Source organism: Idiomarina xiamenensis 10-D-4 (assembly GCF_000299895.1).
Lineage (GTDB): Bacteria > Pseudomonadota > Gammaproteobacteria > Enterobacterales > Alteromonadaceae > Idiomarina > Idiomarina xiamenensis.
On record NZ_AMRG01000013.1, the window covers coordinates 35,327 to 48,537 of the forward strand.

Genomic DNA, 13,211 nt, shown 5'->3' on the forward strand with positions numbered 1-13,211 from the left:
ATGATTCGTATTAGTGAAAGTGCACAACAGCATTTCTGTAAGTTATTGGCCGACCAACCGGAAAATACCGGCATTCGGGTTTTTGTGGTCAATCCTGGCACGGCCAACGCCGAGTGTGGTGTTTCTTATTGTCCACCGGACTCGGTTGAAGCTGACGACGAGCGTTTTCCTTATAACGGTTTTGATGTCGTGGTTGATAGTGGCAGCGCACCTTTTCTTGAAGCCGCAGAAATTGATTTTCAAGAGCAGGATCTGGGTTCGCAATTAACGCTAAAGGCGCCGAATGCGAAAGCGCGTAAGGTCGACGACGATGCGCCGTTAATTGAACGAGTTGAATATGTGATTCAAGCTGAAATCAACCCTCAGTTAGCCAACCACGGCGGTCAGGTGATGGTTAATCAAATTACCAAAGATGGTGTTGCTGTACTGCAATTTGGCGGTGGCTGTAACGGTTGCAGCATGGTTGATGTGACCCTAAAAGAGGGTATTGAGAAAGAGCTGTTAAAGCGCTTTCCTGACGAACTCAATGGTGTACGCGACATTACTGAGCATGAACGCGGCGAGCATTCTTATTATTAACATCGGTTAGCAAAAAGCGATTCAGATCATGACAAGGTCGCTTTTTGCGTTTAATTGTAAGTTAATTGTAAAAGATGTAACCCATTTGTGATCGTTTTTCTAACTTATTCTCGTAGCGGTTAAGGATTAACCAATGCGAGGATAAGGAAATGAATCGGATAACCAAACTGGCCCTAATCGGCCTTTTTACCCTACCACTAGCCGCTTGCGACTGGTTTGACGGAGATGATGACGACGATGTTGTTGTCGAACCGGATCAGGCGGCTGTACGAGTTCACCATGCTGTCGCCGACGCACCCAATGTCAATGTCGCCAATAATGACGATGTGGTTGTTGAAGATGCCGCTTATCAAGGTGTTAGTGGCTACCAAGTCTTAGATGTTGGTGACTACAGCGTTAGCGTTGATGCGATTTTACCGGACAACACGAGCACTACCGTTATCGGTCCTGTTGACGTAAGCCTAGCGGCTGAAATGCGATATGACGTCTTTGCCATTGGTAGCGTGGCTGACGAATCGTTGGAAGCCTATACGTTAAGTTACGCCTCGTCGACCATCGCTGATGACACGGCTAACGTCTACATCGTGCACGCCGCCTACGATGTGCCAACGGTGGATATTTATGTGACCGAGCCGAGTGCTGACTTATCTGCGGCTGCTGTCACCGCGACGTTAAGCTATGGCGAAGATTCTGGCCTGATCGAGGTACCCGAGGGTAATTATCAGGTACGCATCACCGCTGCCGGTGGTAGCGATGTGTTATACGATTCGGGTAGCTTAGAAATCGATGGCGGCGAGCCGACTGTGATCGCCGCAACCAATAATGTGAATGCTGGAGAAACACCTGTCTCGTTGGTGGTTTCGGACGATGATGACAGCATGGTGGTGTACGATGTTAACGCCGGTAGTGATGTCCGTGTTGTACATGCTGCCGCTGATGCGCCCAATGTCGATATTTTTGTCGATAACGCCGCCGACGCTGCGATCACCGACCTCGCTTTTGGCGAAGCCTCCGACTATTTGAATATCAGTGCTGACGATCATTTGATCGACGTCAATCAAAGCGGTGGTGCTGCGGTACTCAACGACGTTGAAGTGACCACCGAATTAGCGGCTCAGTATAGTGTGTATGCGATCGGTAGCGTTGCAAACGATGATCTAGGCTTAGCGGTGCTGACCGAGATGACGCGCCGTATTGCCACGCAAGGTCAATTGCAGGTGGTACATGCCTCGCCAGCGGCTGGTAACGTTGATGTTTATATTACATCCGACGGTAACGTTGCGGGCCTGGAGCCAGCGTTGGCCGATATCGCTTTTGATGCCAGCGATTTATATAGTTCGGGTAACGTCGCGATTGCTGCAGGCGACTATCAAATCGTAGTCACCGAGGCGGGTACCGAAAACGTCCTGATTGGTCCGCTAGAAGTGACCATCGAAAATGGTGGTTTGTATACTGTGGTAGCGGTGGATGCCGACGGTGGTGGTACGCCGGCAGGTGTCATTTTGTTAGACGACTTAGCACCCATTTTGTAAGTCTTCTAGCCTAAAGCAGTGTTTGCGGGTGTCGCTTGAGCCAGATAGCTTGGGCGACACCTCGCATCATCAGAAAGCCGGTTAATGCCAACCACAAACCATGATTTTCGAAGCGTTGTCCCCACCACCAGAGCGGTAAAAAGCCTAGCAACGCGGCAAATAACATGGTGTTACGCATACCACGACTTTGTGCCAAGCCGATAAAAACCCCATCAAAGTAGTAACTCCAGTGACCAATTAAGGGCAACACCATTAGCCAGGGTAAATAATGCCCAGCGGTATCGATAACGCTATCAATATCGGTCAGCAGGCGAATAATGTGTTCGCCAAAGGCGATAAAAATCAAGCTGTAAGCCACGGCAAACAGGCATGACCAAAGCAGCGTCAAACGACACCAGTGGCGCACGCGGTCGCTACGGCCTTGTCCTTTTGCTTGCCCGACGAGCGCTTCCACCGCGTAAGCGATGCCATCTAAACCCAGTGAAATGAGCAACAGAAACTGCATTAATACCGCGTTTACCGCGACATAAATGGCGCCATAACGGGTAGCATAGGCGGTCATACTGGCCATGCAGAGTTGCAGGGTTAGGCTACGAACAAAAATGTCGCCGTTTAGGCGCAATAATACTAATAGCTGCTTTAGGTTAAGACGTAAGTGGTGCCAGCCTAATGCTAAGCTTTTTCGTAACCAAAATAGGCCGAGCAAACAACTGCTCCATTCAGCCGCGGCTGAGGCGACCGCGGCTCCTTGCACGCGCCAATCTAAAATCACAATTAACCAGACATCCACGATGACGTTAACGGCATTGGTTGCGATGACTAACCACATGGCTTGGCGACTTTGTTGGCGACCCAGCAACACCCCTAAAATAACGAGATTCATCAATGCTGCTGGCGCCCCCCAAAGACGGATACTAATGTAGTCACTGGCTAGATTTTGTAACGCTGGCGCGGGAACCATTAACCACCAACTGAGCTCTAATACCGCGGGTGTAAGTAGTATCAATAGGACGCCCAGTAAAGCTGCTAGAAATAACCCGTTAATGCTGTTGTGGCGTTGCGCCGCCATATCGTCGGCGCCAAAGTTCTGCGCCACCAACGCGGTCATCGACATACGCATGAAAACTGCTAAAAAATAGATGAACCCGATAACGGTGGCACCAACTGCCACCGCGCTTAAGTAGATTGCATCGGGTAAATGGCCTATGATGGCGGTGTCGACTAAGCCCAATAGCGGTGCAGCGATGTTGGAAATGATCATCGGCAGGGCGATGATAAAGACGCGCCGATGATCAGCAATGGGAAAACCTAGCAGACGTGTCACTGAGCGCTCCAGTCGGTGAATAACATAGGTGAAATATGCGATTTTTTAAACATGCTCTGTATACCACGCTATTACTAGCCAGTACTGGATTAATGAGCCTGTCCGCCGCCGCCAATGTGGTGATTTTACAGTATCATCACGTCAGTGAGACGACCCCTCGGGTAACGTCGGTTACACCGGAGGAGTTGCGGCAACATATGCGTTATTTAACCGAGAATGACTTCAAGGTTATTCCATTAACGCAAGCGGTCGACGCTTTTCAAAACGATAACGCCGATAGCTTACCCGATAAAGCGGTGGTCATCACCTTTGACGACGGCTATCAGAACGTATTTGATTATGCGGCACCAATTTTAAAAGAATTTAATCTGCCCTATACGGTGTTTGTTAATCCACGGCTGTTGGCTAACCACGACTTTTATATGGGCTGGGATGAATTACGCCAACTGCAGCAGCAGGGCGCTCTGATCGTTAACCATAGTCAAAGCCACCAGCACTTGATCCGGCGCTTAGCCGATGAAAATGAACAGCAGTGGCAGCAACGTGTTAGCGACGATATTCGCTCGGCACAGCAAGCTATTGATGACGCTTTAGGTCAGCAACCAAAGTACTTTGCTTATCCATACGGTGAGTACAGCCCCGCGTTAGAGACGCTTTTGCAAGAAATGGGCTATGTGGCCTTTGGTCAGCATTCAGGACCGTGGGGTAAATATACACCGCTGACCGCTATTCCGAGATTTCCTGCCTCAGGTCGTTATGCCTCGTTGGACACCTTAAAGACCAAGCTGTTGTCGTTAGCGATGCCGGTTACCGAGGTTAAGCCAGAACAATCGTTGTTGGCGCCGGACCAGGTCAAGCCTGAGTTGCAGGTAACGCTGGCGAACAGTGATGACATGCGTAATAGCCAACTACAGTGCTTTGCTGGCGCCGAAGTGTTGGCGCCGACTTGGCTAAGCGCGACCCAATTTACCGTAAAGCCGCGTGAAGCGCTGGGTATCGGTCGTTCGCGTTATAACTGCACAGCGCCGAGTGAAAGTCAGGCTGGGCGTTATTATTGGTATTCTAAGCCGTTTATTCGTACCGACAGCAAAGGTAACTGGCCCGATTAACGGGCCAATTCTAGCTTAGTAGTCTGCGCTGATGATGCTAAAGTCATCAGCCAACTGCTGCATATCGACTGTCGGCACTTTGCCTTGTTCGTGCTTGGCGTTGAAAATGGCTTGCCGATTACCGTCAGGGTTGACCAAAATGATGGCCGCGCTGTGGTTAACCAAATAATTTTCATCGCCTTCTTCGGGTATGGAGTACATCAAGCCTAAATCTTGTACAAATGGATATAAGCGCTTGTGTTCAGCTCGAACCCCGGCAAAGGCGTCACCAAAAAAACCGGTGTAATCGCGCAAACGAGCGACGCTATCGCGCTTCGGATCGACCGACACCATCCATACCTTGACCGGTTCGTTAACGCTTTGCTGTAGTTGCGGCAAAATATCGCGCAGTTGCGCCATCGTCGTGGGACAAATATCGGGGCAATAAGTGTAGCCGGTGAACAACAGTGTCCATTGTCCTTGTAGTGACTGATTGTTGACCGTGGTCGCTTGAGTACCATCGAGTTCAAACGTTGCTAAAGGTCTGGGTGGTTGATATACCAAGGCCTTTGGCTCCGGTTTAGGAATTAACTGATAAACGCCAAAGCCGATGCCCAGCGCAAATACGGCAATAACGATGTACAGCAGACGATTCATAATACACTTCCTAATGCTGACCAGTCGCTAAACAAATAGTGGTCAATCAATAACAACACAAACAACAGCATTAAATGCCAAATCGAGAAAGCGAACATATTAAAAGCGGTTTTACGCTGTGGTGCAAACTTCAACTTCCATGCGTAACCCAAAAATACACAGTTTAGTAAGGTCACGCCGAGCAAATACACCACCCCTGACATACCCACTAAGTACGGCAGCAAGCAAACTATGGCGAGTAGTAAGGTATAGAGCAGTATACAAGTTTTGGTAAAGGCAATGCCGTGCGTCACGGGTAGCATAGGAACATCGGCTTTGGCATAGTCTTTGGCGCGATGCACCGCCAGTGCCCAAAAATGTGGCGGCGTCCAAGTGAAGATGATCATCACCAGTAAAATAGCGTGTGCATGAATATTGTCGGTCACCGCGGTCCAGCCCAATAGTGGCGGTGCGGCACCAGCTAAACCTCCTATCACGATATTTTGTGGCGTGGCGCGTTTTAAGTACATGGTATAGACCACCGCGTAGCCAACTAGGCTGGCCAGGGTTAGCCATGCGGTGAGCGCGTTGACCCAAGCCATCAACATCGCAAAACCGGCACTGCCGATGAGTGCTGCAAAGGCCATCACCCGAGCGGGAGACAAGCTACCTTGTGGTAGCGGTCGGCGTAAGGTGCGAGCCATTTTAGCGTCGATGTGGCGGTCAACCAGATGATTAACCGCGGCGGCTGAACCCGCCATCAAACCAATACCGGTCAAGGCGGCTAACATTAACCAGCCATTGACCCAGGTATCGCTGGCTAAACACATGCCGACTAAGGCGGTGAGTAGTAATAGTGCCACCACCCGAGGTTTGGTCAGGGTTAAGTAGTCGCGCCAGCTGGCGCGCTTATGCAATGGCTTGGTTTGAGTTTTTTCTAAAGCCAGCGGTTGTGCCATAAAACCTCCCTGAAAGATCTACGCCTTTCTTGCAATATTGTAGTTAAGGGCGACTAAAGATATCAGCAGCAATACGCCAACAGCGTTGTGAGCAACGGCTACTGGCAGTGGTAAGCTGAACCAAACGTTGCTGATACCGAGGGCAACCTGTACCAATAATAGTAGGCCAACGATTAACAAGTTGCGCCGGAAAAAGTTTGAGACTGCCTGACGCCAGCACTTAATCAGTAAGGCCAATACCACGATGCTGGTGATGATGGCACCAATACGATGGGCAATGTGCATGGTCATGCGGTCATCATAATCGTGCGCACCGTACAAGTAGTTGTCGGCAGCGGGTACCGAAAAGGCTCCGGCAACGTCCAAACGCTGCCACCAGTTGCCTTCACAAAAGGGAAACTCGGTACAGGCTAGCGCTGCGTAGTTGGCGGCGACCCAGCCGCCCAAGGCTATTTGTGCCAGCACCACGAACAGTGCGATAAGCGCAAAACTTCGATAACGACGTAATAACGGGTCACCACCCGCCAACCGATAAGGCTGTATACGTAACGCTAATAAAAATAATAACGACAGCGTCGCAAAACCGCCCAAAAGGTGACCCATAACGATCAGCGGCTGTAAGTTCATGGTCACTGTCCACATACCTAAGGCAGCTTGAAAAATGACCAGGCCAAGCAATAATATTGGCAGTTTGAGCGGGCTATTGGGTTGCTTGGTACGACGTTTTATAGCAACCACCGCAATCGCTGCGATTAATAAGCCTAAACTACCGGCCAAATAGCGGTGCACCATTTCGTTGCGTGCTTTGTGGTGTTCAACCGGGTTATCGGGAAAGCGTAGCTGCGCCTGATTCAGTTGCTCGGTGGTTTTTGGCACCCCGACAAAGCCATAGCAACCTGGCCAATCGGGACAGCCTAAGCCAGCGTCGGTAAGGCGTGTATAGGCACCCAAAATGATCACGCAAAAAGCCACTAACACAGTAAATTTAACCAATAAACGCATAGCGCCTGCTCCTAACCGACTCGAGAAAGTTTTAGCAAACGACGTAAATCGGCGAGGATATTTTTACCCTCAGCCAGCGTTTCTTGCTCTGATAGGTGCAGCGGGTAATGCATCACCACGTTGCCCATTGGGTCGATGATCATGACCGTCCGTGCTGGCAGACTATGTAAGACCTGATACAACGTATCTGACTCAATCCGGGTGACACTCTGGTATGCGCTGATATTGAGGTGGTTAAAGTCGGAATGGGTGAGTAACACTGGGGTAACCCGTTGGCTATCTTTGCCCAGCGCTACGTCGACTTGATTTAGCGTAAATAGCGCACGTTCACAGTAGTCCGAACAAGCTTGCGGTTGTCGGTACAGTAAGCGCCAACCGGCAGGCAAAGCCGCGGTGGTTTCTTCACTTAAGGCTAACGGCGGCACTAATAAAGTGCCACGATTGGTCACTGCGCCTTGATACCAATGCTGATCCAAGACTAACTTGGCAATAACAACAGGGATAATAAACAATACCACCACTGCAATAATGGCAATGCGTGAGCGAGTTAACGAACTCATGATGACGCCTCTTGTTGTTTTTGTTGTCGATAATGGCGACGCATTAAAGCACCGTATACCACTGCGCACGCTAACGCTAGCGAAAACCATTGCAACGCATAAGCTTGATGCTTTTCTGGCGGCATAACCTGCGGTTGCCAATGGCGTGGTAAACCCCAATCGGTGTTTTCATCTAACAGCACGACGGCGCTGATTAGCGGCAAATCCAGTTGCTTACTGAGCGTATTTAAATCCAACTGTTGAATGCGAATAGGCCATTGCGTACCGTCGACCAAGGTCTGTTGTTGTAGCCAGTTGTCACTGGGTTGGTAGGTATAACCGCGAACCCTGACTTGCCCTTGTGGCAAGCTTACCGAGGGTAACTGATGGCGATGGCTGGGCGCGGCTATCCAGCCGATATTGACCGGTACCAATGAAGTAGATTGCTCGCTTTGCAACAGCGCAATAACTTGGTAGCCAACTCGGCCTTGATAGGTTTGATTGTCGAGTAACCAGTAGCGATCTGGTGCGAATTTGCCATTCACGCTGACGGTTTGATAACGCCGCAGCGGTTGCTCTGCGAGCACCTCGGCTAATGGTTGTGCTTGACTCATGTCGGCGGCGGCAAAATCGTCAAACAAGTGCTGTTTTTGTTCGGCTCGGTGTAACTGCCAAAAGCCTAACTTGACTAGCAGTGCAACTGCCAGCAAAGTGATAACAGATGGCCATAACGGCGGACGCCAAAGTGTCATAAGAAACACTCGGCAAAACAAGGATGCACTATGCTTTTAACATTTAAAATAATCATTGTACTGCTACTGCTCTATATGGGCTTTAACCTGTTTAAAGCGCTATTTATTATGTTGCGTAACGATCCAAATAAACCACCGATGAGTCGTTACTTAGGGCGGCGTGTGGCACTGGCAGCTTTAGCTTTGGTGCTGATTATTATTGCTGCCAGTGTCGGTTGGTTGCCGTTAAACCCTCGTCCTTATTAAGCGCGGCTGCTACAGCACATAAACAATCACGAATAGCGCTATCCAGACCGCATCGACGAAGTGCCAGTACCAACTGGTCGCTTGAAAGGCAAAGTGGTTGTCAGCGCTAAAGTGACCTTTCAGTATGCGCAGGAACATGATGATCAACATCAACGTGCCCAAGGTGACGTGCATACCGTGAAAGCCGGTTAATAGATAAAAGGTGTTGCCGTATACCCCCGACTGCAGGGTTAAGCCTAGCTCGTGATAGGCGTGGACATATTCAGCGCCTTGCAGATACAAGAAGATAGCGCCAAGAATGATAGTCAATCCCAAAAACAGCTTCAGTTGACCACGTTTGCCTTTCTCTAAACCCATATGAGCAAAGTGGCAGGTAAACGACGAGGTCACCAGAATAGCGGTGTTGATCAACGGTAAACCATACCAGCCCATCGCTTGTGTTTCGGTACCGCCCGGCGTCTTAACCAACGGCCAAATGGCATCGAAGGTTGGCCACAATACTTCGTTGGTCATGGCGTTGTTGCTAGCACCTCCGAGCCAAGGTACGGCGACCATACGGGCGTAAAACAGCGCACCGAAAAACGCGGCAAAGAACATCACTTCTGAGAAAATAAACCAAGCCATGCCTTGACGGTACGAATTACCGAGCTGGTCCGAATAAAGGCCACGCATGGATTCATTAATTTGGTCACGGAACCAGCCAAATAGCATCACCGCAATAACGACTAAACCGGCACTGAGTACGGTACTACCGTAACCTTCTTGTTGTTTGCTGACATCTAATACAGTGTGACCGGCGCCAAAGGCGATTAAGCCCAAGCCAATGGCGCCAACTATCGGCCATGGACTCTGCGCGGGAACGTAGTAACTTGCATGTTTTTCAGCCATAACCTGTCCTTATTATTCTGTTTGCTTGAATTGAGCTAAGGCATCAGCCGTTGCATTGGCCGTCATATCGTACAGCGTGTATGACAGCGTCATGGTTGTAATGTGTTCGGGAATGTCTGGGTCTAAATAAAACTGCATCGGCATTTTGGCGTCATCGTTAGCCGCTAAGGGTTGCTGATTAAAGCAAAAACATTCCACTTTGTTCAGATAAAGCGCGGCTTCGCCGGGCGCGACCGAAGGAATAGCCTGCGCTACCATATTATTGCCGGTACGATTGTGGACTAAAAAATTGACCAGTTTGGTTTCGCCAGGATGCACACGAACCTCACGAGTTTCCGGGGCAAAATCCCAAGGCATGCCCTTAGCGGAACGCGTAATGAACTGTACGGTGACCCAGCGGCTATCATCGACCGGATGAGTGGCGGCCTGGTTCTGCCGTTAAAGCCAGTCACCTCACAAAAGACGTTATATAACGGCACCAACGCAAAGCCAAAGGCGAACATGGCCACCACGGTGAGCAGTAGGCGTTTGATCACTTTGGCGTTATCCGGGCGTTGTTGCGGCGTAGTCATAACGACTCCTTAATCGATTTTTGGTGGCGTTTCAAAAGTGTGATACGGCGCCGGCGATGGCACTGTCCACTCTAAGCCTTCAGCCCCTTCCCAAGGTTTAGCTGGGGCGGGCTTACCTTTGCGCACGCACTTAACCACGATGTATAGGAACAGCAACTGAGTTAAGCCAAAGGCGAAACCACCAATACTGACGATTTGATTAATGTCGGCAAACTGTACCGAATAATCTGGGATACGACGCGGCATTCCGGCTAAACCGGCAAAATGCATGGGGAAGAACAGCACGTTAACCGAAATCACCGAAAGCCAAAAATGCCAGCGCGCCAACACTTCGTCATACATGTGACCGCTCCACTTCGGTAACCAATAATAGCAAGCGGCCATGATAGAAAAGATGGCGCCGGTCACCAGCACATAGTGGAAGTGGGCTACCACAAAATAGGTATCATGATATTGGAAGTCGACCGGCGTGATCGCCAGCATTAGGCCGGAAAAGCCGCCGATAGTAAACAAAATCACGAACGCTAAGGCAAATAACATCGGCGTTTCAAAAGTCATGGCGCCACGCCACATGGTCGCCACCCAGTTAAACACTTTGACCCCAGTCGGTACGGCAATGAGCATGGTGCAATACATAAAGAATAGCTCTGCGAACACTGGCATGCCGGTAGTAAACATATGGTGTGCCCAGACCAAGAACGAAAGCACGGCAATGGATGCGGTGGCGTATACCATGGATGAATAGCCGAACAGCCGTTTTCGGGTAAACGCTGGAATGATAGCCGAAATGATACCAAACGACGGCAATATCATAATGTACACTTCGGGGTGCCCAAAGAACCAGAAGATGTGCTGGAACATCACTGGGTCACCACCCCCTGCTGCATCAAAGAAGCTGGTGCCAAAATACTTGTCGGTCAATACCATGGTGACTGCCCCGGCCAATACAGGCATAACGGCTATCAACAAGAATGCGGTAATAAACCAGGTCCAGACAAACAGCGGCATTTTCATATAGTTCATGCCGGGTGCACGCATATTCATGATGGTAACGATGACGTTAATCGCGCCCATAATGGAAGATATACCCATGATATGAATTGAAAATACAAACAGTGCTGTTGAATCTGGGCTATAGGTGGTCGACAGTGGTGCGTAGAAAGTCCAGCCAAATGCCGGTCCGCCGCCGGGCATAAATAGCGACGACAGTAATATGGCAAAAGCAAAAGGTAAAATCCAAAAACTCCAGTTGTTCATGCGCGGCAAGGCCATATCTGGTGCGCCGATCATCATCGGTATCATCCAGTTGGCCAAGCCAGTAAAGGCCGGCATGACGGCACCAAATACCATGATCAAGCCGTGCACGGTGGTCATTTGGTTAAAAAAGTGTGGCTCGACTAACTGTAAACCAGGTTGAAACAGTTCTGCGCGGATCACCATAGCCATGGCGCCGCCGGTTAAGAACATTAAAAAACTGAACCACAAGTACAACGAACCGATGTCTTTATGGTTGGTGGTAAATAGCCAACGGGTAATGCCCGACGGCTTATGATGGTGATGGTCGTGATGGATATCGCCAACTGCGGTACTCATAGCCGTCTCCTTATTGATTCATGTGTTGATTGACATCGGCAGCTTGCACCAGATCACCGGTGTCGTTGCCCCAAGCATTACGTTCATAAGTAATGACGGCGGCTAACTCACGCAGCGACAGTTGCGCGCCGAATGCCTGCATGGCGGTGCCTGATTTACCGTGTACAACAATTTCGATGTGGTCGGGCAAATGCTCTTTTTTGCTGGCAATCGCGCTGCCTTTCAGAGCCGGGAATACACCCGGTACGCCCTCACCGGTAGGTTGGTGGCAAGCAGCGCAGTTGGCTAAATAAATTTTTTCACCCAAATCCATTAATTCGTCTTTATCCATTTGCATCGCTAACAAACGTTGTTCTTCTTCTTTTGCCTTACGTTGTTGTGCCTCGGTTTCTTGCATCCATTGGTCGAACTCAGCGGGACTTTTGGCGATGACTACGATGGGCATAAAACCATGGTCTTTACCACAGAGTTCAGCACACTGGCCGCGATAAATACCGGGTTCTTCGATGCGCGTCCACGCCTCGTTAATAAAGCCAGGGTTGGCGTCTTTTTTGACTGCAAAATCCGGCACCCACCATGAGTGAATAACGTCGTCCGAGGTGACTAAGAAGCGAATTTTTTGGCCGGTAGGAACGACCAATGGCCGATCGACCTCAAGTAAGTAGTTTTCGCCTTTGTCGAATTTATTACGAATCTGCTCCTGTTGTGTGGCGAGCAAGCTGAAGTACTCAACCTCATGACCGAAGTATTTGTAGTGCCACTTCCATTGCGAACCGGTAATTTGCACGGTTAAATCGGCGTCACTAGGGTCTTCCATGGCAATTAGGGTTTGTGTGGCAGGAATTGCCATACCGACCAAAATTAGGAATGGAATAACGGTCCACAAGACTTCCACTTTAACGCTTTCGTGAAAACTGGCGGGTTTTGCACCGCGTGATTTGCGGTGTAAGTACATCGAAATAAACATGGCCCCAAATACCAGTACGCCGATGACGCAGCAGATATAAAAAATGGTCATGTGTAAGTCGAACACACGGGCGCTGATATCGGTGACACCACGAGTTAGGTTCAGTTGCGTCTCAGCATATGTTGGAACGCTCGTCAAAGCGCCTACCGTTACAACAGGTATGGTTTTCATTCGACTTCTCCTCTCATTCTTCCCTGGCGGTGTTAGCGCCGGTATGGCATCGCTGACATACCTTCCGAAGAACAAAGAGGTAAGCAGAAAAAGGGTACTACTTCTTCTACGAAATCTCTTTCTCTACCAACCCTTTGTTATATTTATTGTTAGCTATTTGTCGTTGTTGTGTTACTCAAGCCGTATATGAATTAACCAATTTACCGACAAAGATCCAGTGAAAAATGTCTGTTTGCTCAAAAAGTAAGCTAAATCGTTAATTCTTCTGACAGCTGTAAGCAAAAACTTAACAAAATCCGAGGCGGGTTGCGACTAATAAAAAAAGAGGCTGTGTGGGCAGCCTCTTAAAACAACTTGTTTTAC

At 49.5% G+C, this 13,211-nt stretch carries 13 protein-coding genes and 1 pseudogene; 4 read left to right on the forward strand and 10 right to left on the reverse strand.

Annotation, left to right across the window (positions count from 1 at the left end; genetic code table 11):
- Together nfuA and A10D4_RS10335 are read left to right on the forward strand one after the other, a co-directional pair.
- Positions 1-579: a Fe-S biogenesis protein NfuA gene (gene nfuA / locus A10D4_RS10330; protein WP_008489410.1), complete on the forward strand. Its 579-nt coding sequence runs from the start codon at positions 1-3 to the stop codon at positions 577-579.
- A gap of 149 nt (positions 580-728) precedes the next feature.
- Positions 729-2,111 (forward strand): DUF4397 domain-containing protein, encoded by a 1,383-nt coding sequence (locus A10D4_RS10335; protein WP_008489411.1) that lies wholly within the window; start codon positions 729-731, stop codon positions 2,109-2,111.
- Positions 2,112-2,121: 10 nt separating this feature from the next.
- Here the strand turns inward: A10D4_RS10335 and A10D4_RS10340 are convergent, their stop codons facing one another.
- On the reverse strand, positions 2,122-3,435 hold the full coding sequence (locus A10D4_RS10340; protein ID WP_008489412.1) for an MATE family efflux transporter: 1,314 nt from the start codon (positions 3,433-3,435) through the stop codon (positions 2,122-2,124).
- A gap of 35 nt (positions 3,436-3,470) precedes the next feature.
- Between A10D4_RS10340 and A10D4_RS10345 the strand changes: the two genes are divergently transcribed.
- Positions 3,471-4,544, forward strand: coding sequence for a polysaccharide deacetylase family protein (locus A10D4_RS10345; RefSeq protein ID WP_008489413.1), 1,074 nt, complete (start codon positions 3,471-3,473; stop codon positions 4,542-4,544).
- 15 nt (positions 4,545-4,559) lie between these two features.
- Here the strand turns inward: A10D4_RS10345 and A10D4_RS10350 are convergent, their stop codons facing one another.
- Genes A10D4_RS10350 through A10D4_RS10370 form a run of 5 tightly spaced genes read right to left on the reverse strand, consistent with a single transcriptional unit; the run spans position 4,560 to position 8,411 of the window.
- On the reverse strand, positions 4,560-5,180 hold the full coding sequence (locus tag A10D4_RS10350) for an SCO family protein (RefSeq protein WP_008489414.1): 621 nt from the start codon (positions 5,178-5,180) through the stop codon (positions 4,560-4,562).
- Positions 5,177-6,118, reverse strand: coding sequence for a heme o synthase (gene cyoE / locus A10D4_RS10355; protein ID WP_008489415.1), 942 nt, complete (start codon positions 6,116-6,118; stop codon positions 5,177-5,179). Before cyoE ends, A10D4_RS10350 begins: the two co-directional genes overlap by 4 nt.
- 18 nt (positions 6,119-6,136) lie before the next feature.
- Positions 6,137-7,120 carry a COX15/CtaA family protein gene (locus A10D4_RS10360; RefSeq protein WP_008489417.1) on the reverse strand — a complete coding sequence of 328 codons (984 nt, stop codon included), beginning with the start codon at positions 7,118-7,120 and terminating at the stop codon, positions 6,137-6,139.
- 11 nt (positions 7,121-7,131) lie between these two features.
- On the reverse strand, positions 7,132-7,680 hold the full coding sequence (locus tag A10D4_RS10365; protein ID WP_008489418.1) for a hypothetical protein: 549 nt from the start codon (positions 7,678-7,680) through the stop codon (positions 7,132-7,134).
- On the reverse strand, positions 7,677-8,411 hold the full coding sequence (locus A10D4_RS10370) for an SURF1 family protein (protein ID WP_008489419.1): 735 nt from the start codon (positions 8,409-8,411) through the stop codon (positions 7,677-7,679). The genes A10D4_RS10365 and A10D4_RS10370 overlap by 4 nt, the downstream gene beginning before the upstream one ends.
- 30 nt (positions 8,412-8,441) lie before the next feature.
- Between A10D4_RS10370 and A10D4_RS10375 the strand changes: the two genes are divergently transcribed.
- Positions 8,442-8,657, forward strand: a complete 216-nt coding sequence (locus tag A10D4_RS10375) for a DUF2909 domain-containing protein (protein WP_008489420.1) — start codon at positions 8,442-8,444, stop codon at positions 8,655-8,657.
- A gap of 9 nt (positions 8,658-8,666) precedes the next feature.
- Here the strand turns inward: A10D4_RS10375 and A10D4_RS10380 are convergent, their stop codons facing one another.
- From A10D4_RS10380 to coxB, 4 genes and pseudogenes are all read right to left on the reverse strand, one after another.
- Positions 8,667-9,545 carry a cytochrome c oxidase subunit 3 gene (locus tag A10D4_RS10380; RefSeq protein WP_008489421.1) on the reverse strand — a complete coding sequence of 293 codons (879 nt, stop codon included), beginning with the start codon at positions 9,543-9,545 and terminating at the stop codon, positions 8,667-8,669.
- A gap of 12 nt (positions 9,546-9,557) precedes the next feature.
- A pseudogene (locus tag A10D4_RS10385) lies at positions 9,558-10,117 on the reverse strand (cytochrome c oxidase assembly protein).
- A 9-nt stretch (positions 10,118-10,126) separates the two neighbouring features.
- On the reverse strand, positions 10,127-11,710 hold the full coding sequence (gene ctaD / locus A10D4_RS10390) for a cytochrome c oxidase subunit I (RefSeq protein ID WP_008489423.1): 1,584 nt from the start codon (positions 11,708-11,710) through the stop codon (positions 10,127-10,129).
- Between the two features lie 10 nt (positions 11,711-11,720).
- Positions 11,721-12,848, reverse strand: coding sequence for a cytochrome c oxidase subunit II (coxB, locus tag A10D4_RS10395; RefSeq protein ID WP_008489424.1), 1,128 nt, complete (start codon positions 12,846-12,848; stop codon positions 11,721-11,723).
- Between the last annotated feature and the right edge of the window lie 363 nt (positions 12,849-13,211).

Coding starts and splice junctions, on each gene's coding strand:
- nfuA (WP_008489410.1), top strand. CDS start 1: ATGATTCGTATTAGTGAAAGTGCACAACAGCATTTCTGTAAGTTATTG.
- A10D4_RS10375 (WP_008489420.1), top strand. CDS start 8,442: ATGCTTTTAACATTTAAAATAATCATTGTACTGCTACTGCTCTATATG.
- ctaD (WP_008489423.1), bottom strand. CDS start 11,710: ATGAGTACCGCAGTTGGCGATATCCATCACGACCATCACCATCATAAG.
- A10D4_RS10360 (WP_008489417.1), bottom strand. CDS start 7,120: ATGCGTTTATTGGTTAAATTTACTGTGTTAGTGGCTTTTTGCGTGATC.
- A10D4_RS10380 (WP_008489421.1), bottom strand. CDS start 9,545: ATGGCTGAAAAACATGCAAGTTACTACGTTCCCGCGCAGAGTCCATGG.
- A10D4_RS10370 (WP_008489419.1), bottom strand. CDS start 8,411: ATGACACTTTGGCGTCCGCCGTTATGGCCATCTGTTATCACTTTGCTG.
- A10D4_RS10335 (WP_008489411.1), top strand. CDS start 729: ATGAATCGGATAACCAAACTGGCCCTAATCGGCCTTTTTACCCTACCA.
- cyoE (WP_008489415.1), bottom strand. CDS start 6,118: ATGGCACAACCGCTGGCTTTAGAAAAAACTCAAACCAAGCCATTGCAT.
- A10D4_RS10350 (WP_008489414.1), bottom strand. CDS start 5,180: ATGAATCGTCTGCTGTACATCGTTATTGCCGTATTTGCGCTGGGCATC.
- A10D4_RS10365 (WP_008489418.1), bottom strand. CDS start 7,680: ATGAGTTCGTTAACTCGCTCACGCATTGCCATTATTGCAGTGGTGGTA.
- A10D4_RS10345 (WP_008489413.1), top strand. CDS start 3,471: ATGCGATTTTTTAAACATGCTCTGTATACCACGCTATTACTAGCCAGT.
- coxB (WP_008489424.1), bottom strand. CDS start 12,848: ATGAAAACCATACCTGTTGTAACGGTAGGCGCTTTGACGAGCGTTCCA.